The organism is Paenibacillus sp. J22R3, assembly GCF_056269305.1.
The window spans coordinates 779723-801020 of record NZ_JBWDNS010000001.1 but is presented as its reverse complement, the minus strand read 5'-3'; the positions used below and the strand labels follow the sequence as shown (position 1 = coordinate 801020).

The 21298-nt window shown below is 50.7% G+C and carries 13 protein-coding genes and 1 pseudogene; 2 read left to right on the top strand and 12 right to left on the bottom strand.

Annotated elements, in window-relative coordinates; all coding sequences use genetic code 11:
• Nucleotide 1 precedes the first annotated feature (1 nt).
• From AC0YN4_RS03615 to AC0YN4_RS03570, 10 genes are all read right to left on the bottom strand, one after another.
• Nucleotides 2–1555: a hypothetical protein gene (locus AC0YN4_RS03615; RefSeq protein WP_475835172.1), complete on the bottom strand. Its 1554-nt coding sequence runs from the start codon at nucleotides 1553–1555 to the stop codon at nucleotides 2–4.
• Complete coding sequence (locus AC0YN4_RS03610) at nucleotides 1555–6090, bottom strand: hypothetical protein (RefSeq protein ID WP_475835171.1); 4536 nt, start codon at nucleotides 6088–6090, stop codon at nucleotides 1555–1557. The genes AC0YN4_RS03615 and AC0YN4_RS03610 overlap by 1 nt, the downstream gene beginning before the upstream one ends.
• A gap of 209 nt (nucleotides 6091–6299) precedes the next feature.
• A complete protein-coding gene (locus tag AC0YN4_RS03605) occupies nucleotides 6300–8996 on the bottom strand; it encodes a hypothetical protein (protein WP_475835170.1) in 2697 nt (898 codons plus the stop codon).
• 1 nt (nucleotide 8997) lies between these two features.
• Nucleotides 8998–12321, bottom strand: a complete 3324-nt coding sequence (locus tag AC0YN4_RS03600) for a DUF6603 domain-containing protein (protein ID WP_475835169.1) — start codon at nucleotides 12319–12321, stop codon at nucleotides 8998–9000.
• A 377-nt stretch (nucleotides 12322–12698) separates the two neighbouring features.
• Nucleotides 12699–13703, bottom strand: a complete 1005-nt coding sequence (locus AC0YN4_RS03595; protein WP_475835571.1) for a DUF6236 family protein — start codon at nucleotides 13701–13703, stop codon at nucleotides 12699–12701.
• Nucleotides 13704–13870: 167 nt separating this feature from the next.
• A complete protein-coding gene (locus AC0YN4_RS03590) occupies nucleotides 13871–14209 on the bottom strand; it encodes a hypothetical protein (RefSeq protein ID WP_475835168.1) in 339 nt (112 codons plus the stop codon).
• Nucleotides 14169–14432, bottom strand: a complete 264-nt coding sequence (locus AC0YN4_RS03585) for a hypothetical protein (RefSeq protein ID WP_475835167.1) — start codon at nucleotides 14430–14432, stop codon at nucleotides 14169–14171. The genes AC0YN4_RS03590 and AC0YN4_RS03585 overlap by 41 nt, the downstream gene beginning before the upstream one ends.
• A gap of 172 nt (nucleotides 14433–14604) precedes the next feature.
• A complete protein-coding gene (locus AC0YN4_RS03580; protein ID WP_475835166.1) occupies nucleotides 14605–15222 on the bottom strand; it encodes a hypothetical protein in 618 nt (205 codons plus the stop codon).
• A 325-nt stretch (nucleotides 15223–15547) separates the two neighbouring features.
• Complete coding sequence (locus AC0YN4_RS03575; RefSeq protein ID WP_475835165.1) at nucleotides 15548–15895, bottom strand: hypothetical protein; 348 nt, start codon at nucleotides 15893–15895, stop codon at nucleotides 15548–15550.
• Nucleotides 15896–16087: 192 nt separating this feature from the next.
• Complete coding sequence (locus tag AC0YN4_RS03570) at nucleotides 16088–16384, bottom strand: hypothetical protein (RefSeq protein WP_475835164.1); 297 nt, start codon at nucleotides 16382–16384, stop codon at nucleotides 16088–16090.
• 198 nt (nucleotides 16385–16582) lie between these two features.
• On the opposite strand from AC0YN4_RS03570, the gene AC0YN4_RS03565 reads away from it, so the two are divergent.
• Nucleotides 16583–17944, top strand: coding sequence for a catalase (locus AC0YN4_RS03565; RefSeq protein WP_475835163.1), 1362 nt, complete (start codon nucleotides 16583–16585; stop codon nucleotides 17942–17944).
• 316 nt (nucleotides 17945–18260) lie between these two features.
• On the opposite strand, the gene AC0YN4_RS03560 is transcribed toward AC0YN4_RS03565, so the two are convergent.
• Nucleotides 18261–18641, bottom strand: coding sequence for an NUDIX domain-containing protein (locus AC0YN4_RS03560; protein ID WP_475780014.1), 381 nt, complete (start codon nucleotides 18639–18641; stop codon nucleotides 18261–18263).
• On the opposite strand from AC0YN4_RS03560, the pseudogene AC0YN4_RS03555 reads away from it, so the two are divergent.
• Nucleotides 18623–19761: pseudogene (locus tag AC0YN4_RS03555) on the top strand (IS110 family RNA-guided transposase). The gene AC0YN4_RS03560 and the pseudogene AC0YN4_RS03555 overlap by 19 nt on opposite strands.
• A 531-nt stretch (nucleotides 19762–20292) precedes the next feature.
• Here the strand turns inward: AC0YN4_RS03555 and AC0YN4_RS03550 are convergent.
• Entirely contained in the window at nucleotides 20293–21288 is a 996-nt protein-coding gene (locus tag AC0YN4_RS03550) for a glycoside hydrolase family 113 (RefSeq protein ID WP_475780015.1), read from the bottom strand.
• Between the last annotated feature and the right edge of the window lie 10 nt (nucleotides 21289–21298).

Below are 21298 nucleotides of genomic sequence, written 5' to 3'. Positions count from 1 at the left end.
GTTACACCTTCAGCTCGATTTCCTCCAAGACGTCAAAACGCAGGAGATGTACAGGTGGTGAAATGAGAGGCTTACGTTGGCGTTGTATCCACGAGACGGGATTTCCCAGAAGATCCCGAGCGAGCATCCAGCGGCGTTCGATCTCGATGCCGTTCGATGGGATAGCCGATGGATCAACCCGGTGAAGCAGACGCGCATTCGGCGTTCCCGCGTATAAAGTTTCGGCTTCAGGATGAGGAAGCGGGATCGGTTGATGACGCGACAGGTCCGCGAGTCCGCGTTGCACGAAAACTCTTCGATTGTCTTCCGTCTCGAGATCATATGGGTGCCAATACCGCTGCGCGCCTATACCCGGAATGTACTGATAAGATTTGGCTTTGTGTACCGCACTGCTCGGTTTGCTCGCGGGATCCAAAATCGGCGGATTGTCGGGATCGTCGATCAAAGGTCGTTCTCTCGATTCGACCTCTCTGCCGTCGATGATGCGTTCCACGCCCCAGAGATAGTTCATTTGTTCATCGATGCCGAATTGTACGCGTTCGATCGCTTCGCTTTCGAGCGGGCACTCGGCGATGTTCCACAGCAAAAGGGACGCCGAGTCCATTCCAGCACAATTAAACAAGCCCCAGTCGGACGGCGGAAGCAGTCCCGGACACGCGGGATCCGTACTCTTGTACGATCTTCCGAAGCAATCCTTCAACTCGATTTCCTTGATCGTCGAAATACTCCCGGCCTTGACGGTAACGGGAAAGAGAAACCAATCGTCCGAGTGGGAGTAGATCAAGTCCACCAGCAGCATTGTCGCGAAACTTGACGGATCAGGAGGGCAACCGCCGATGTCGGTGTTCGCCTCTTCGATTTGCCACCAACGGGGATTAGGGGCACCCGGATAGACGAGCGGCGATGGGATTACGGTCCCCTCCACAATCGTTGCGGGATCGCCGTCATTGCTCGGTTCCTTAGCATCAACGGAATACCAGTCCATCGGCCCTCCGTGATGGCGCTTCACATCCAGAACGGATGACGATGCATCGAAAGAGCGTTCGTATTGGAGATGAGCCGAGTCCCAAGCAAGCGGGCTATCCGGCGGAGGCGCCTCGTTCCATACGAAACCGTTCAATTCGGGAAGAACATCTTTACGGCGCCATACAGCAAGTCCGTCGACTTCGCCGTGAAAAGCGTCGTATGGAGGCGGCGGTCGATAGAACTTTAGCTCCGAATGAGCGTCGCCAATCAACGATTTTACCTGTCGCCCCAACCGAATGCGCCTTCCCATCGTCCACCAGTCGTCAAGCTCCGACTCGACGACTGCTTCCGCGGGAACCTCGGTTAAATTCACTTTGAGCTCGTCTTGAAGCGTCCGAATCTCTTCCAAGGAAAAGCTGTAATGGGCTGAAACAGGCGAAGAAGCATTTTCGCCCTGGTGTTCGCCCATTTGCCATTGGCGGGCAAGAAACCAGCAGGGATCATGGACACCGGCTTCGAATCCGCGTTCCAGATTGCGCACGCGGGAGTAGGGTTCGAGCCTTACATATCGATCGTAAAAGGCTTCCATTAGAGAGTCGACCTCCTGTAACGGTAGCTTTCGTCGAACCGAACGCTATCCGGGGTACCGTCCTGAAACCAAAGACTGGAGGAGAGCTGGCCTAGTTCATTTAAATCCTCGGGTCTAACAGCCCTCGCGTGAGCGAGTTCTCTCGTCTCGGAGAGGATGTCGATCAGAGTTTCTCCCTCCAGCTTCTCTCGGGTCTTTGGCGGAACGGCAAGCAAAATAGCTTGCGGCGCCTTCGATGCCGGGGCGTTGAACCCGAACGCGACGAAGGAGGTCCGCTCTGCCATGGGAATACTCTCGCTGAATTTGTCCAGCAATCCGATGGCCAACTTATCGCCATTCCACGCATCCGAAGGTCCGTAAGCGGCGACGAGCCGCGGGATATCGAACTGTGGCGCTTTACCTGCCTTTTTCAATACTGCATTCTGTTCAATAATCCCGGTGCGCCATGGATCGTTCGGGAAATTACTCCTTGCAAGCAATGGTTCGTGCGTCTCGAGCACCAATGCTTGTAATTGAAGCGATTCGAGCTTCGCGAGAGGCCTTCTTACTGACGCCAGCTTCGTGAGCCACTCCATTTGAAATGGCGGATTTTGTTCCGTCTCCATGGCCGTCAAGGATAGTGCGTCCTCCTTCTGCCATAAGCCGAGAATCGGAAGGGAACAATCCGGTGTAGCAACGGCGGATACGATTCTCGCCAAATCCGCGATTTCCACGTTTAGTCCCGGCGATTGAGGCAAACGTGATTCGAGGGTGTCGGCAGCAGATAGGGCGAAACGAGCGAGCAAATCCGGCGAAGTGGTCTCCGCCATCTCGGGAGGTGAGCCGTGAACGAACCAATGGAACAGCATTCGTCGTTCGAACGTGTCGCTCGTCGGAACGATGCCCCAACGGAGCGCTTTGCGCAGAGCGACGAGGCGTTGAGAGTCCTCCGATGCGTTCCGAAGCTCCACCAAAGTCTCGGTCATGACTGTCGCAAGGTTGTTCAATCTAACCAAAAGATCCTCTTTGATATCGTTATCCAATGCTTTCGCATTTGCTGCAGTAAGCTTGATATCCTTCGTGAGCGATCTGGCGTCGGCCGGTTGACTGGCGAATATTCCGATCAATTGCCGGGCTGCGGAATAGGCTGCGGGAGACGTTACCGAAACAACTCGATTGAAATTACACCGAGCGCCGGCCAAGTCGGCTAAAATCTCCTCCGGCAGCAAAGCCGCTTCGGTGAGCTTCCAGCCCATTCCCAACTGAGCCAGCGTCACGATGCCGCTGCGCTCCTCTTCGACTGCTTCACCGCCGTCATCCGCCGGTAAAGCTACCGTGCCTTTCACGTTCCACGAGTAGTCATCCCCGGGGAACAGCCCCATCACGTAATCATAAAGCGAAGGTTCGGCGATCCGGCAAGGGTGTTCTTCGGATAGATCCAGAGGCAACTCCATCCACGGAAGCGCGGTCAGAACGCTTGTATGCAGCGCATACCCGGACGGCTGCGTCCGGACGGCCTCGAAAGCCGGAGGTCTTCCCAAACCGGATGCTGCCTCCATGGTCGAAGAAGCCATGTCCGGGCGCCCAGTGACGATCTGATGCACGGCGTCGGTCACAAGTAAGTCGGCGTAAGCATCGAGAGAGCGATAGAGCAGGTCGACTTCCTCTCGTTGCCCTTCGTTGAGTTCGGGAAAAGTTTCGTTCTTTCGCCATCCATTGACCGCGTTGATTCCATGGCAACTCTCCCTTAGAGGGTTATCCGATGACCGCATCGGGTAAGTTTGCCGAAGGAGTTCCACTTTTTCCTTGCTGCCGACGATACCTTCTAGGCGTCTCCCGACGACTTCATACAGATGGAATCCCATGCGAGTCTCTTCCGCGAGCTCGACGGCCGTTCGCACGGTTTGTGAATTTAAGTCGATCCGCCAAGTACCGGGGCTGTCCGCCGCCGAGCCATCGATCGCGACTGCTTCTTTTTGGGCGGTCAAATATTTGTCCCGCAAGATGAGCGCCGTTAGCGCCTGTGGATAAGAAGGCGCATGCAACCGTCCGGCGTCGGTAGGACCGGACTTTCCCAAAAACGGGCCGTCGACCCAGCCATACGCGCCGAGCCTGAACTTTTTACGAGTACTATTACCGGCCGTTTGGATACGGCCCCAAGCGAGTCCGGTCAACCAGGGATCGATCCGGTGTGTCGCCGTGTCCAGCGTAGCCTTAAAAGCACGTTCCAGTTGGGCCACTCGGTCGGCGGGAATATCGAAAAACGCAAAGCGATCGTCCAGCTCGTGCCAAAAGCCGTCCAGTTCACCGTCCAGTTCACCGGCTAGTTTATTCAAAGCGTCAATATGGGATTCCATAATCTTGTGAATGTCGGGTCCGCCTTGAGCGTCTTCATATAAAGGAGGGAATCTCCTTCGGAAGGTATCTAATACAGTACTATCCAAATTGCCCTTCAATGGCTCCAGCAACGGATCCTTGTTGTCGAGCGCGGTTTGAGAATACCAGGCTTGGCTAAGCGACAAGGCGTGGAGCATCAAACGAATGAGCAAGCTGTCCGGCCAAATGCTTTGAAACTCCTCTCTCGCGATACCGTCGAAAGAAGTGCCCGATAAGAAGGCTTTGATCATAGCTTTCATCGGAAATTTAAGAGGCGATTGTCTAGGTACGATCAGTTGAAGACCCACTTCGTGAATGCCTTTATGCATGTTTATATAAAAGCGTTCCGGATCTTTCTCCATGACGGAGATGGCGTTCTCGTAGAAGGAACGGGTCACGTCCAGGAGTTGCTGGAATTGCTGCCCCCCCAATGCGTAAGAGTCGGCCAGAAATTCCACGGAAGAGAAGACCCGATAGCCGTATGATACGCTCAAAGCGTCTTGGCTCAGAAGATCAATCAGCCGTTCCGTGTCCGAACCGACCGTCGTCCCGCGACCTTCGGCGGAGGCGGCCCAGCTTTTCCGCAACCTTGTCATTCGACGAGCCAACAGGGTTTCCAAGTCTCCCTCCCCTTCCGGGTCGCCTTCCCATCGCGTCCAAGCCGTCACCGGCAACAATCCGTAAGGCTGGTCATCGATGCGAACCGGGGGAAGCGGTCCCTCTGGATATAAATATTTCGCCGCCCAGCTGCCAAGCGCGACGGCTTCGCTTCCTTTCCCCCACAGATCTCGTAAAAAATGACCCCACAAGGCCGGCCACAACGCTTGAACGAATAGCGCGCTATCCCGGGTATCTTCCTCATGCCCTCCCGGAATGCATGGCACGGATCGGTCTTCACCCGTCAATGCCCGGCTTATGGCCGCCGAGACGGGTTGCTGTTTGGCATAATCGCCTGGCTCCGTTTGTTGCCGGATTCGGGCTAAAGCCACGCCTAGCCAACCGTCCGGATCTTTGAACAGATCGGCGGCTTCCGCGCCGTGAACGCTATTGGTGGACTCTCCTAGACGGAGAATACCCATCTCCCCGGCGTCGGCTTGTGTACGGAAATGTTCGTCAGGCGTCTCTTCGCCAAGTCCTACGACGTAGATCGCGCGAATAGTAGAGGGGCTCCACTCGGCAGGCAGGTCTTGCTCAAATCCAAGTCCGATGCGCTTCGCAACTTTCCAATTCGCCCACCAGGCATTATCCATGAATTCCTTGTCATTCGGTAAAGATAGACTGGACAGAGCCTTCTTCCGGTCTTCCAAGCCGCCTTCTCCCTCCGCTTGGAGCGTGCCCACGAGTATTCGTAGAGGAACGCCAGGCTCCTGGAGAAGGCTATCGTGCACGGCCCATACTTCCAGCGAATCGGGCAGCCCACCGAACCGGTTCGGGATGGCTTCGCCGATTCGTTCGGCCGGAACGTTTGCAACGAAGGAGCCTTCTCCGAAGGAGGCAGGAACAAACGAAGAGACGAGCCACGCGGCTCTTGCCGGAGCAACCCTTCCGCACAATCGCCTCCAAGCCGGACCGACCAGCATGCGGTCCTCCATGAGAACCAAAAGTTCGGTCAAGTTGGTCGGATTGTGCGGCTGCACGCCCAAATGAAGATCGGTCCAGAAGTCGTCCAAGTAACGATGCTCCGATTCGTTAACGTTGGACGAATCGCGTTGCAGCGACGCTTCGTCCGGTATTACTCGAAGAGAGAGTTTCCAGTTGCCAGGAGCGGACTCATCGAATAACGTCTCCAGGCGCAGCGGGAGAAGGACTCCGACTTCGTCATAGGGATAGAGACGGCTGCCGCGCTCCAGAAACCACAGGCGGTGTCCATTGATCAATAGATCGTCGAAAATCCGATCATCGGCGGCGATCGCCACCTTCACTTGTTCCGCGAAGCCAGCGGGAGCATCCCCCGTTCCAAGAGCGACGTCCGCAATTTCTTGTCCCATCTCGGCGGTAAAAGCGGTAGGCTGCTTCAACAGACGAGCCACGGGATCTTCCTGCATGCGGTTAAACGAGCTAGCGGCGTTTTCCCATAGCCATTGCAGGCCGACCTCACGGTAGATTTCGTCCGTAACTTGCCAACCGGAAGTGTTCAACAAGGCAAGTTCCCGCTCCAGAAGGGTTCTCCAATCTGACAACTGCTTCAACCGAAGACGCCGTAATGGGTCTAACGGCGATGGAACCGGAAACGGAATAGGAATACGGTTGGGGTCTGACCCTCTCCGGGGCCGCTCGCCCGTTCTGGTAGGAGGGGGAGTGCGCGCTTTTTCTTCCTCTGTGGCCAAAACTTCTATTGCCTTATTGACGAGGTCCAACCGTTGGTCTCGATATCCAAATTCCATGATTATCATTCCGCCTGTTCTTTAAGATAGTGGCCATCCCAAGCCACACGGGTCGGGTGGTCGATCGTATGCCTAGCGAAATCGACACTGGTCACGCCGTCCATAGGATCATCCTTATCCGGCACCGTCTCCTGCTTGTAAACGAATCGCAGCTCTGCCGGCGGTTCATCAAGGATAAGCCAATACTCATCGAGCGTATCAGGGTCGATGTCGAAGAGGAATGCATGCAGGTCCGGCTCAAGCTCAGCCATGAAATTCGGCCCGACGTAAGTCCGTGTGCCCTTCTCGCCGGAGCCGTAAGCGAAATCGGGGGTATGCTTTAGTTTTTCTTCGGTCGACCCGTCTTCCTGTTTGCGTACAAGATAGACAAGTGTGGAGGGGTATCTTCGGAACAAATCGGTTCGAAATACAACGGCGAGGTTTTCGTTCGACTCCTCATCGCCAGGTGCTTGAAGGGCAAGCTTCGGTGAACCGAGATCAGCTTCCGACGCCTTTACCCACTCCATGAAAGGAAGGATATCGGGTTGTCTCGCCACGTCCTCGGCCTCCGCAGTCTTCTCGTAATTCACGCGCCCCCAGAACCGGCGGAGCGGAGTGAACGTCGGGTCGACGGGCAAGTTGCGCCAACGCATCTCACGCATGAACTGGGTATTGATTCCAACCATGAAAGCGTCGATGAATGCCGGGTTCGTCTTCAGGGACACAATGGAGTCTTTGGGCAAGTCCCCAACGCCCGGCAGCAACCACTCTTTGGCGTGCTTGTTCAACAGTTGCCACGTCGGAAAGTACAGCCCGAGCGGCAGTTCCGGCGGAGACAAATGAGCGATATCCAATCCCTCAATCGTCGAAACGACGCGACGCCAGGCTGGCGGCTTCTCTTGCGTCGGGTCGATTCCGGCTCCGACTGCTTCCGCGAGCTTCCTAAGTTCTACGGGACGAACAAAGGATTGCCGAGGCGGAAGCAACGTATCCAGAATGAACGCGGGATTGATTCTCATTCTCTCATCCGTTACTTTGAAGAAGCACACCCTCAGCACGGTTCGGACGATCTGATCCTTATCCAAAACTTGGAGACTGGATTGTTCAAATACTTGCAAGACATCCGAACAGAAGTCCGATGATTTCAGCATGCGGAGCAACTTGTCTCTCATGTCCGGAGTATTGGGCTGTCCGTCGAACTTCTCTCCGATCTCGTATAAGCGCGCCAGTAAATCCGACTTGATCGGCTTCTGTTTAAATCGCTTTTCCAACGGGGATTGGCCAAGTTTGACCAAAATGTCGTTCGCATACGGGATTCCCGCGGCCGTGCTCTCAGTAGAGTCGATCGGACGATTGGCTGCTTCGAGCGCTTTGGTTCTATCGAACGTACCGTTTAGATGACGCGTTCTGGCCGTGCCGCCTCTCAGCACTCGCATAGCCGCGCTGGAGAACATGGCGGACGACAACGGACTCGTCCCGGAGGTTACTCGGTCCAGCACGCGGCGGCCATCGGAAGTTCGCATGCGCCCCATTGCCGGTCCGAAGAGGCTCAGGCGGCGAAGCGGATGATCCGGCAGCCTGCGGAGCCACAAACTTCGCGAAGCCAACAAGCCTTGCGCGAGCTGCCGAATGCGCTGCGATGCGTCGAGCAGGCTCCCCGCTTGCTCGACGGCGGCCTTCATGAGTTCCTCCTGCGATTTGATACCCAACCAAGTGCCTAATCCCGAGACCGACCTATAGCGGGGATCGTCGTTCAGCGTCGTTCCCCATACCGTTGAACGACGATCCGGTAGCCATGGTCGACCATACTGCGGCAAACCAATGATTTCTCTCGTCGGTTCGCTGACTTCCTGAGCATCTTGTGCCAAACGATTCAGGTCTTCTCTGACTTTCGCTTCTTTGTCCTGCGCTTCAGGTGTAACAGGAGGCAGCTTGAGCGAAGTAAGTGCTCCTCGCGCCTCTAACGTCACGTTAATATTGATCGGAGGCTCTTCCACTTGGCGTGCATAGCGCAGCTTAGCCAGCCCAAGATCGCCGCCTTCCTGCACCTTTAAGGCCGCGGCGAGCGTCTCGAAGTCGCCCGCTTCCGCTGTCCAAAATTTCCAACTGTAGAGTACGGTCCTTACGGCGTGGTCGGATAAATCTTCATTTGACCATGCAGGTCCTCCCGAGGCATCGAAGGCGTGTACAAGGGCTGCGACGTATTCGGTGAATGGCTCAAGTTTAACGGGAGACAGAAGACGGGATCGGCCATTCTGAACGTGGGCCCACAAATAGGAATTATCTAAATTATAATATTGAGTCAATAAGTGCGAGCTTACCTCCACCAAACGACCTTCCTTAATGACGAGCTGCTCGGGCGTGCCGACTAGCAGCGCGAGCCAGGGCTTAAGGAGTGGCGAATTCTCTTTAGGCGTATAGCGCCAAGGTAAATCTTGTTCGACGAAGTCCACATGTGCAAGTTTCGTCGTCTCCGCGTCGTGGGTGAACGGCCTCGGCGCGACGCCGTGAATGGCTCCGCTTTTTAGGCCGACGATCTCGTCCGCCGAATAGAAGGCGAAGAAAAGCGGATTTGGCGCTTTAGCGGAGCTAATCGTGATGTCGTCATGCAATGTCAACTCCAAGGATCCGACAAGCCGTTGCCCCTTTTCTTCCATCATACGGAACAAAGGCGAACGCGCATTGGCATGAAATTGCAGTGGAGCAGGTACGGAATCCGCCATGTCAGATCACCTCGCTTAGGTCGATTGTCGAATCCAGGTCGGAAAGAGCGAATCCACCCTTCGCCCGCGCAGAGAGGATGGCTTGCGTAGGATTGAGAGCAGTCCGTTCCACGGATCCCTGTTTGTCGTACGAGGACCAATTTTCCTGGCGCGTCTTCACCGTCGGTTCGGTTGCTCGCGCGGGGACGTAATTTCCTCGTTCACGTTGCAAGTCCATCAAGCAGGTGCCCATGTAGTTGAGAGCGCCTTCGATGCGAATTATGGGAAATCTTATCGGCAATTTCCGGAGATTAAGATCAACGGTATAATCATGCGTATCGGTGAAATCTAGCAATTCGGCACCGATCTTTAAGCCGGATTGCTGCTGGGAGAACGTCGGAGCGTTTAATTGATCGGCCTTGCTGAGCTTGGCGTAAGTACCAACGCCGAACCAGTCCATCTCCGGTTGAAGCTTAAATTTGTCAGACTCGCAACTGACGGACAGTCGATGAGGCCCGGCAAGATCGACGCCGCCGAAGCGAGTGATATCCAGCGCCAAGGGAACCCGCTTCTGCTCCCAAATGAGCGATCCGACGGGAGAGAGGCGAAGAACGCCATCATCCAATCCTCCTGCAGCAACTTGCCGCGGGCGGATCAGTACGCTTGCGTCCTCCCCTTCCGCTCTCAAGTTCCGCGCGATTGAGAGCTCGCTTTTGAGAAGTTCGACTAGGTTCTCGTCTACGCTGGCCGTGTCTCGGTGTCCGGACCCGAGCTCCAGAGTAACACTCTCCGAGATTTCAAAGAAAAGTATGCTTATACTTGCGCTAGCATTAATCGTAATCGGACCCGGCCCGGTCATGCTGCCCTGAACACGAACGCCGCACAAGGAATACCCCTCAACCTCGACGTCGAACCCAGCGTCGATCTCGGCTTCGAAGAAGAACGGACGGAATTGGATCAAGCTATCGAACGTGAACCAGCCGTGCGCGCTTATGGGGCCGATGGAGAGGCCCGCTTCGACGTTCGCGCCTAATTGCAACGTATTTGGCGTAACCGCGAGATACATGCCGAGCTTAAGCCATGCGCTGACGCCCATGTCCATAGACACTGATGCGCCTGCTCGGGCAAGCCGGGGAATATTGAGCGGTCCTGGATTAAATGAGGGATGGAACCCCCCAACGCTGAATACGAAGTAGCCGTTCGGGCCGTAACCGATCCGTAGAGCAGCTTCCCCGGTAATGTCAAGGATAAGCATGACGTGAGAATGCACGAGCGCGGCTTGAAAATAAATGAGCTGCTGAGTGAAGTCGATTCCGCCGACGAAATCAAGCCGGATATTGACGAGCGCAAGATTCTCGTCCGCGCCCAGCTGCATGCGCGCTGAGCCGGTGAGGAATAATTTGCGAGGTCCTGGCAGCTCAATGAAGACGCCAACATCAAGATGCAGCAAATCCAACCAATTCAGCTTGAAGGTCGGACCGACCACGAAGATGCCCTTTTCCTCGGGGAAGAAAGCACGGAGATCGTTAAGCAGTGCAGGCGCTTGCTTTACGGGATCTTCGCAGAAAAGAACGTTACCGCTCGTGCCATTGGATAACCGATCTCGCAGCAGGTCTGTATCGGCTCGTCGGTTAATGCCGACGAGACCGCCGACGCCATCCAGCGCGAAGCCCCAGCTCAGTTGAATGCCGGGGAAAGGAAACTTAATGCCCAACACAGCGACGAAAGAAGGGTCGCCCTCTGGAAGTCGCTTGTACAAGCCGTAAGCGGTCACGCCAATTCCATCCAGTACCTTGAGCTGCATAGCCCCTCCATATTCGTCGGAGCTATATTTATTTAGGAATCCACCGCCGCTGACGGGGCCTGCCGCGATTTCGAGGCCGACGCCCGCCGGAGGTTCGACGGCAAAAGCTGGACCGGAATTCCAGCGGCCAAACGTAACACCCGCCTCGTCCATGGACGCATAAAGCGGACCGAGTTGGGCGCTGGCTCCAAATTTCAACCCAACCCTGGCATAGAAGGAGCCGCCGATCGGTTTGATCTCGAGCTTGACCTGTACTTGCGTGAGCTTAACTTCGACAGGCGAAGAACCGATAGTAAACGACACTGGTGCTGCAAACACAACGGAGAATACGCCGTCCGCATCGCCATGAAGCTGTAAGCCCTTCCCCTCTTCGTAAGCAAGCCGCAGTTCTGCTTCCCATTTCGCTGACGAAGGCAACGCCGAACCGCCGATCGCTTGGAGCGACTCTGTCGTCAGCACGAGAACGATTTGTTTGAGATCAAGACTTAAAGTAAAATATGGTTCGCTCTGGCGCATCCGGAGGGCGACTCGCGCCGAGCCGAGAGAGAGATGAGTGCCGTTTGGTGGGCCGAATACGAGCGCGCTTTGACCGGGAGGAGCATCTTTGGAGACAAAGATCTCCAGTTCCCCATCGGATAGTTGCGGAACTTCGTGGCTTACATGACCGTCTTGGAGGAAAATCCGGTACGTTTTCCCGCCCGAGTCTGGACTTGCGAAGCCCAACTTCCATCCAGATCCAAGATCAAGTGTTTTCGAGAGGACGTCTTGCACGTTCTGAAGCGCGATATCTATGCCGAAACCGTTTAAAGGATGTTGGCCGGGAACGGGTGCGGCTTCTGGTCCGATGACGCGGAACAGGTCGGAGGGGTCTTCTGGGACGATTGTCTGATTGGCAAAGTCTTCGAGACTCGGCAAAATCGCAGTGGGTAATTTAACCGGAAGCGGAGAATGAACAAGCCCGAGTAGATCGTTTAGATCTATCGTCGGGTTTGCTTCCTCTGAAGACAACGCTGCGAATCCCCTACGTTCATATTCGAGTCGAATCAAGGCTAAGGGAGAAACGGCCAGCATGGAGACATACACCTGGATGAGCTTAATATCGCTGATGCTTTTTATTTTGCTGAACCACCAGTCCGGGTTAGAGGCAGTTGGGCCGGGGTTGTTGAAAAGATCGCTCAGCTTGGTCCATACGATCTCGAAATGATGGACGTTGTTCGGTCCAGCAACCGGTTCATCCACAAAGGAATAAGTGATGACGCCGAGAAAAGTCAAAGATTCCGCCACTCGCGGCGCATTCATTTGAAGAGCGCGTACAAGAAGCGAGTCGCGAAGATTTGGATCTCCGATGATCCCTTCGAACTCGTCGAGCCAGTGCTGAACCCCTTGCCCCATCCAGTCAACTGAAACGCTGGAGAGCCTTTCCAGTTTATCGCCAATAGAGTCGAGAATAACTGGTAATGGCAGTACATCCGTCGCCAACACTTTCTTGAATGCATTTGTAATGGTTTGGAACAAATCGGACACGATACGCTCCCCCTTCACTGCATCAAACCGATTGTATGATATTTCCATTATCGAAGTATTTACACCCAAAAATTTAAATATTAACCATATATTTACATCAAAACCCGTGCTTAAGCAAAAGGGGTGTAACAAAACTTAGGTAACAGTTAAATCAATTCGGCAAGTTGCTCATGGGTTTTGGGAACGTCTATTAACGCGTATGGATTGCGGAACATCGCCATAAAAGAATCGCTGCAACGGTTTAGGGGCAATCACTGGTTCCTCTATTTCATTTTCCATTCGATCACGTCTCCGCTCTAACTCAATTAAAGGGGACATTGATTATTATGTAGAGCAAAGTCATGATATACGCCGAATGATACATTTCGTATCTAGTAACCTAGCGAAGCCTTATCTTATTTGTTTACGAGTCGTCTTGAATAGTAAACATACGTAAAGGGGGATTCGTCCATTTTACTTTCTAAAATGTATTTCGATTTTAAATAATTGTACCCAATACCGCCAACTGCAGACACTGCGAGACCGGCTAATTTAGCAAGGGGAGTCAATGTCGCCATTGTGGTACCGGTTGCCAGTAAAAAGATTTCAGGCACTTTTATATCGAATAGACTTTTGATTGAATCCAGTCTGAACGAAATTTTCCGCTCTGACATGAGCCTGGTAATTGTATTCACACCTAATTCCACTTTATCACTGAATTCCGACAAAACCATATTTAGCTCCTCTATGGAAGCACACTTCGAGATTTTCGATTGATATTCCCTAAGTGTTATTCTGAAGTGGAGAAGTTCGTCTTCCCTATTCTTTCTGAAATTAAGTATCTCACTTATACTTGTGTTTTCTGTTGGTGTAGGTAAACAATCTGCAAGCAACAAGCAACCAAGGGGTGAAAATATTTGCCGTTCTGTTCTAAAAACTAATTTCTCGTGTTTGAGAGCATTGGTGCTTGGAGAAAAGTCATACGCATAACCCATGTGTTGCGCAAGCAGCCCCATGTACAGATAGGCTAACTCTTGATCGTATTCATTCCAATTTGCATCCAGACTATCAATCAGTCCTTTTCCTTTAAAATAATCGTGCATCTCATGTGAAAATTTCGTGTGATAAATCTTTACTTTTTTTCGATTACTGTTTGAATGGGCTACAAACTTACGAACATTTTTCTCTATCCTTTCACGAAATTCTGTCTCAAACAATTCCCGAAACGCGTTAGTATTCAAAAAATTTTCCGGACTCAGCGGCGTATAGATACCCTCATCCTGTAATCGTGAGGACGTATAGTCATTCCAAACTCCGATGTCAAATGGAACAATTGTCGCTAACTTATCACAATACAGTAATACTTTTCTTAACCAACGATCATCTGGCAACCCAATGTTCGGATAGAAAAGAATATTCATGCTCAATGCTTAAGCAACCCCTTTACATACCAGAATATGTCTTAATATAGGAATATAAAGAAATAGATCATATATGCTAAAGAATTTAAAATAGAGCACAGTTGCTCCAGTTTCTTACTCTCCCAGAACTCCTCTGCTCAGCGTATGCTGTATTTGTTCGACTAAGTTTATACAGTCGCCAAACGTCCCTTTATACTGTAGCAGTAAAGATATGTTCGTATAAAGGTGTTAGACCTTTCAGTGAGGCTATCCTTAAGAGAAAGTGATGGATTTACCGCTGCTGATTCTCCTAAATAATCAAAATCAATTTTATATTCATTCATTTTACTACTTGATGTTATTGACACTTTCCAGTGGCTAGGAGTTTTAGATAACAACCATTTAAATTGTGTTGCAGACTGTCCTTTCTCTGAAAGAACATTAGAAATGTCGGCAAGAGTATGTTTTTCAGCAACTAACGTCTTCTCATCGAGTAGTAAAAACGAAGGAAATTTCTTTATTTTCAAGGATTGATTGTGCCCTCTTTTTTCCATCATCCGTAGAAACGTCATAAACAATAGGTGATATATTTGAAATCATTACTGAAAAGTCATTAACTTGTTTAATCGCTTCCTCTGTATCTTTAGCTTCAACAAAGGCTACTAAAGTAAACCATCCACTCTCTTTGGAAGTGTACTCTTTAGTACCCTTCTCTTTACTCGCGCATCCACCAATAAGAAAAAGTGCCAACGGCCTCAGTCCAATGGAATTCCGGACGAAGGCCGCTTAATTGATATTAATTATTTCGACTGTCTACTTGACGGGGTGCTGTTCACAAATTGACAGTCTTTTTTTGTATTAGCCAGACTCCACGGCGAGCTCGGCCGGCAGCCTGTTGGCATTCTTTACAACTCTATATTCTTTATTTCCACAATTCTTTGCGCTTGTTATAGTTATCCGTATAGATTTTTTCCAGTTTATCAAGGCCGGCAGCTTCCATTTCCTTCAACATCGTGTTGTATAGCTCCGTAACTGCCGTATCATTCTCAGCCATTACGAGACGAGGGAAATATTTGGACTTCGTCTCCGATACCTTCTGCTGCATGATCGCCTCCGGCGTACCGCCGCTTGGACCCAGGTTATCGTAAATCGCCGTATCGAAAGAAGTATCAGCCAAATTTTTGATCGCGAGCTTGGAAACCTCGTCGGTTTCGTAACGTCCGATCAAGTCGTACGGCGTGCCATCGGATCCCGGACCGTTCTTGATTGCCCATGTCCATTTGCGGATACCGCTTTCCGTCGAGTAACCGCCCCAGTCCTTCTTGAAGCCTTCCAATACTTCCGTCCGAGGCGTATGCTTGCCGTCTTTCATATCCCAGTGCACGCCTTCAACGCCCCACATGAGCAGGTACTGACCTTCTTGTTCGGTCTCATATGAAATCGAAGCGGCTAGCGACGCTGTATATTTATAATAAGAAATTGGAAATTTCTTTGCACAAATGGGGTGCGGTTCATTTTCTACGGACTTCATTCGTGTCACTCGACAAAAATGTGGAATGACACTATGATGCTGCCCCTTTATTTGACTTTAATCCCACCGGTCTTGTATAGAAGTTCTTGTCCTAATACGGCTCTGTATAGAAGTTCTTGTCTTGAACAAACGACAAGAACTTCTATACAATAAATAAAAAAAGCCGCATTTTATGCGACTTCATTGTATAGATGTTCTTGTCGTCCGACACTTTTTCATCGTATGGTTGCTTTTTTAAATCATCAAGACCACAAACTGGACAGATGTAACTCATTTCCCTTTCCTCCAAACAAAACATTCAAATAGATTAATTGAACTAACGTTCTCCGTTAGTTCAATGATCCACAATTGTTGCACCAAGTGGTTTATCTTCTAACTCTAAAAAATAAAATTTACCTGAAACGTTAGATGAGATAATTCCGAATCCATTAATCATTAAGTTCTCATCCAACTCTGATAAAACTTGAATCAATTGAGCTAGACCATAAATCTTCTTGCCAGTTTTTACTGAACTTTGCTGCCGAGCTTTAAGTGTCGGCAAAAGGCGATCAACAATCTCTCTCGTGGGAGCTCCACCAACCAGCCGATGAGTACTATCCAGTAAAAGAACACTTGCTTTTGAAAAACTCTCTTTATCGAGTATTTCACTCATTTCATTAAGTATTTCATAAGATGACTTCATTTTAGAACTTCACTCCTTCCTCGCAGACGGGTGAGAACATGCTCTTTTTCGATTTCGAATACTCATACGTATCCTCAATAATTAAGCGGAATTTCATCTAATACTTATTCTTCCTGTTTTTCCACTATCCTGCCCGTTAGCTTAATAGAACTTTAGAAATTTAAACGTTGGGAAACAGGACTTCATTCACTTTTACTTTAGTTTGAAATATTCGTTTTTAAGTTTTTCCTCATAACTCAATAATTCGTTGTACGTATTCCTCGCACTTTCAACTAAACCGTCCACTTCTTTTTTAATGGTATCAAAATTCGATGGAATTGAGGGTTTATCGGAATTAAGCGCACTTTCAAGGACGCTTATGAGGGGAGATGCAACTTTGTGCATATATAATTCCAGTTTTTCATTAACAGTCCAATCAATATTGAGTAACATTACTTCCTCGTGTTTTTGATACTCTTCAAGAAACGTCTTTAGTTCTTGTCTTGTCATTTGCTTTTGACAAGTACTTGATCCCATAAATACAAAAAAGCCGTGATTTTCGCGGTCATTAATGAGATGATGTTCCTGTCATCCGACAGTATTTCTAGTTTTTTCTGCCGGATGACAAGAACAATATTTCTGTCGTTCTTCAATCATGCAAAAGCATCCCTCCTCATACCTTTCTATATACCCAAAGGAGGTAGAGGGATGAACGAGAATAATGACCATCGCCCGGATAACAGGCCGGGCCAGACTCCGCCTGCCCAGCACTCGCAAACGGTCGGCGAACGAGGCCCCGTCCTCGAACAGGACAGCCTGCTGCATGAAACGCTGGAGACATTCGTACATTCAACCTTGCTGGAAAGGCCCGTGCATGTCAAAGGCTGCGGCGCGTTCGGCTACTTTCAAACGACGCATACCATGTCGGCGCACACGAAGCTTTGTTTTCTGCAACAGCCGGGACAGCAAGTCCCTGTCACGGTGAGATTTTCGCTGGCCGTCAGCAACAAAGGCACGCCGGATACGTCCCGAAACATACGTGGCTTCGCCACAAAGTTCTATACGGATCATGGCGTGTTCGATTTGGTCTTCAATCATATCCCCGTGTTCCTAGTCAGGGACGCCGTCCGTTTCCCGGAAGCGGTTAAAGCGCTCTCGCCGTCGCCCGTCAACAACCTCATTAACCCGGAAATTTTCTGGAACTTCATCGCCCGGGCGCCGGAAGCGACCCATCTTATCCTCTGGCTCTTCTCCGACGCGGGCACGGCCAAGAGTCTGCGCCATATTCCGGGCCACAGCGTCAATACATACGTCTGGGTCAACGCGCAAGGTTTCCGAAGCTACGTCAAATATCATTGGCTGCCTCTCGCCGGCACGCAGTATATTGACAGCAGTGAAGCGGCCCGGCTCGCAGGTGAGAATCCGGATTATGCCGCGCAAGACTTGTATGACACGCTGCACGCCGGCAAGACGATTGAATACGGGCTCTACGTGCAGCTGATGAACCCCCAAGATGAGGTCGCCCTCCCTTATGATCCGCTAGACGATACGAAGCTGTGGGATGAACGGCAGTACCCGCTGCTCCCGGTCGGGAAGCTGGTCTTGAACCGCAATCCGAGCAATTATAGGGAGCAAGTGGAGAAACTCGCGTTCTCCCCATCCAACCTGCTGGAAGGCGCTGAACTATCCGACGATAAAATGCTGCAAGGCCGCGCCAATATTTACACGGATTCGCAGCGGCGGCGGCTTGGACCGGATTTCCGTAGCATTCCGATTAATCATCAGTTGAACTGGACGCCTGACTCGCAGATCACCAGCGGCAACGGGAGATTTGTTGAAGGACGCCTGACGCGATCCGATATCCCGAAGCAGGATGATTTTACGCAGGCCGGTCAGTATTATAGGGCGCTTCCGCCAATTCAGCAGGAGCATCTCGTCGATAACCTGGCTGCCAATCTGGCTGCTGTCTCTCCCGGCACGCAAACGTTCGTACTCGGCTACCTCACCCAAGCAGATGCCGGGCTCGGTCAGCGGGTCGCCCGCAAGATTCAGGCACAGCCTAAAGGCTAGGTTGCGTTACGAGGAATTACGGAAATGGGATCAAGTTCTTGTCATCTGGTTTTGACAAGAACCTGATCCCATAAATAAAATAAGCCCCGATATTGAGAGCCCTGCAAAAGCCTTGCATTTGATTAAAAATAAGCTATAAATTGAAACTCATTGAGAAACATTATCAATCTCAGGTAACAATCCAAGTTCTTCTCCTAAGTCGGCTAACGATATATGCTCTTGTCACCAGTCAGCATCTCTTTTGCTGCACCAAAGCGTATGAAAGATAATCCATTCTTTCATGGTAGTTGAAACAACGCGACTATCTATTTTCTGTCTAGCGCGTGAAAGTTGTTATCCATGTACAGTCCTTCTTAACTTTCAAGTTTACAATATTCTCTTGTAAGACTCTTGGTAACACGTCATATCTTTTCATACTTTCCGAATTGAAATCAATCCAATAAAACTCAAGATGATCTTCAAGAGATTTTGGCGATGAATTGGAGTCTAATAATTCAGAAGTCACCTCAAAAAGATGGCTAATCTCATGTTGCAAAATACCATTTTCATCGACTCTGTGCGTCTCAAGTACACCAAGGAATCTATCTATCTTACATTCTATACCCATTTCTTCGTACAGCTCTCTTATTAACGCATTTTGATCTCCTTCGCCTAGTTCTACGCCTCCGCCAGGTAAAAATGAATGAGCACCCTTCATTCGAGCAATTAGTATTTTATTCTCATGTACTACTATCGCTCGAGCAATATGAAAATCAACTCATTGAAAAAATTACCGCTCACCATCTGGTGGTCGGGATCGACATCGCCCAGCAAACGCATGTCGCGCATGCTGTTAACTTTCGTGGCATTGTAATGGGTAATCCTCTCTCCTTCTCAAATGATGAAGAAGGATTTCAGAACTTTCAACGATGGATCCTTTCGCTTCAAGCCGCTCAGGGTCTAACAGCAGCCATTGTTGGCATGGAACCTACCGGTCATTACTGGCTCAACCTCTCGAAGTGGCTATCCGAGCGCCAGTATGAGGTCGTTCTTGTTAATCCTCACTTGGTTAAGAAGAACAAAGAGAACCGCGACAACACGCCATCCAAGAGCGACAAAAAGGATGCTCTCGTCATTGCGGACATGGTCAAAAACGGCTACTACTCGTTCATTCGTAACACTCCTGAGGCCTTTGAAGAGTTACGTGTCTTTCTCTCAAACCGAGACTCAGTTGTGACGCGACTCGTTAGTGCCAAGAACCAAATCTCGTCAAAGGCTGGAAATCTCTTATGAAACGGCATTCTGGGGAGCGAAAAGCTCGAGCACTGATCTCTCTTGCTAGCAACTCAGTTGGTTCGAAGCAAGCTATGCATGCCTACAAACTTCATTTAGAGCAGCTACTCGATGAGTACGATCTTGCCTGCATGCAGCTGAAAACGGTAGAAACCGAGGTTAAAGGGATTAGTGCCATTTCACTTGCCGGAATTTTAGGCGAGGCGGGGGATTTGAGCGGCTTTGTACACGGGAATGCTTTGCTTCGGCATGCTGACCTTAATCTCGCAGAAGCAAGTTCGGGCAAATGGACCGGACAAATGAAGATTAGCAAACGGGGACGTTCTCGTCTACGTAGGTTCATTTTCATGATGACCATGAGTTTGGTTGCAAACAATCCGGAATTCAAAGCTGTGCATGCAAATAACGTGAAGGTTAAGAAGATGAAGAAAATGAGGTCCATCATGAAACTATGTGGAAAGTTAGCTCGAATACTGGTTGGGATGGCTTCCCGTGGTGAAGCATACGACCCTCAAAAAATATTACCAATGCAACTAGCAGCATAGCTTTCACCATCGCTTCAATGCACGAGTTTTGGATTATTCGCGGGATTTCAAAGAAAGCACGGAGTACCGGATCCATTAAACCAAAGGGCACCGACCCGTACCGTTAGCATAAACGGCCTCCACCCCTTGGAAATGCGTAACGAAGGAATGAGAGGGCATAGACCCGTTGAGACATGGGAGTTAAAACCTCCAGGGGCGGCGTGGAGATTACGTGCAGTATATGGAAGGATATGGGGTTACAACCTCCCCCTTTATTTCCTCAAGATCCCAAAAACTATGAACAATCGGATAGGACTACCAATTAGTTGATCAGCCGATCATCAAGATGTGCCGATCTGAATCGCATGGCGACCAGTTTCATCAGCTTCTCTTAGTTGACGGTGTCGAAGTAGCCTTGGATATCAACGTCGATCACCACATTCCCTTGGTGTGCCTCTGAGCATGCTTATAATGAAACAACCGCCAGAGAACAACTCTCTGACGGTCATAACAAGCGCTATTGCATTCCAAAAAATAGGCTACCGTGATACATTATCCAAGATGGACCAGCGATTCCTTAGGCTTCTCATACCATTCCTTTAAGATCTGCTCCGCCTTCTTGCCATAAATATCAAAGCCTACATTCGATTGCGCCTCTTCCTTGTCGTACAGCTTCACGCTCCAATCCCACCAGAAGAAACCGGCAAACCATGGCTCGTCCCAGAACACCTTTAAGACCGAGCTGTAGAAATTCGCCTGCTCTTCTTCACTAACGGGCAGCTCGGTATGCGTGAAATCCCAAGGCATCGTCGCGCAGCCAAGCGCGCTCCGGCAGCCGATTTCCATGAAGATAATCGGCTTGCCGAATTTCGCGTGAAGCGAAGCCATCTTCTCGCGCACCGGCAGCCAGTTGGCGATCATTTCCTCTTCACTGTCGCCAGGGTGATTCGCGACCGGATAATAAGCGCTCGTACCGATGAGATCCACTTGGTCGAACCATTTGATCCGTTCCTCCGACCCGTGATTGGCATTATAGACGATCGGCCCGTCATAGATGCTCCGGATTCGCGCGATTAGCCGCGTCCAATGCTCCTGCTTGGCTTCGGTCTTCACCATTTCGCAGCCGATGCAGAACATCTCGCAGCCTAATTCTTGAGCGAGCTCCGCATAGTGGCTAAGAAAATTGCCATAAGACTGGAACCATGCATCCCAGTAAGGCTCTGCACCGGACTCCTCCGGGAAGCCGATATGCGCGCGCCAGATCCCGTCCTTGGAGTTGACGACGGGCTTCAAGCATACTTTCATCCCCAGCGCCCTCGCTTCTTTTACGGAATGCTCGATATCCCGGTCGGTCATCGTCAATCCGTAATCGAACGGAATTTCTGTGGCATATACATTATTTTGCATCGTATAAAACGATAATGCGATCCATTCGCTGCCTGTCTCGCTCAGCTTGCGGAGAGAATCAACCGCATAAGGCTGCCTGTAAGAGCCTCGGGAACTATTCCATCCATACGTCATTCCTTTGATGAACAATTCGGTCGGCAACGCTTCTTCT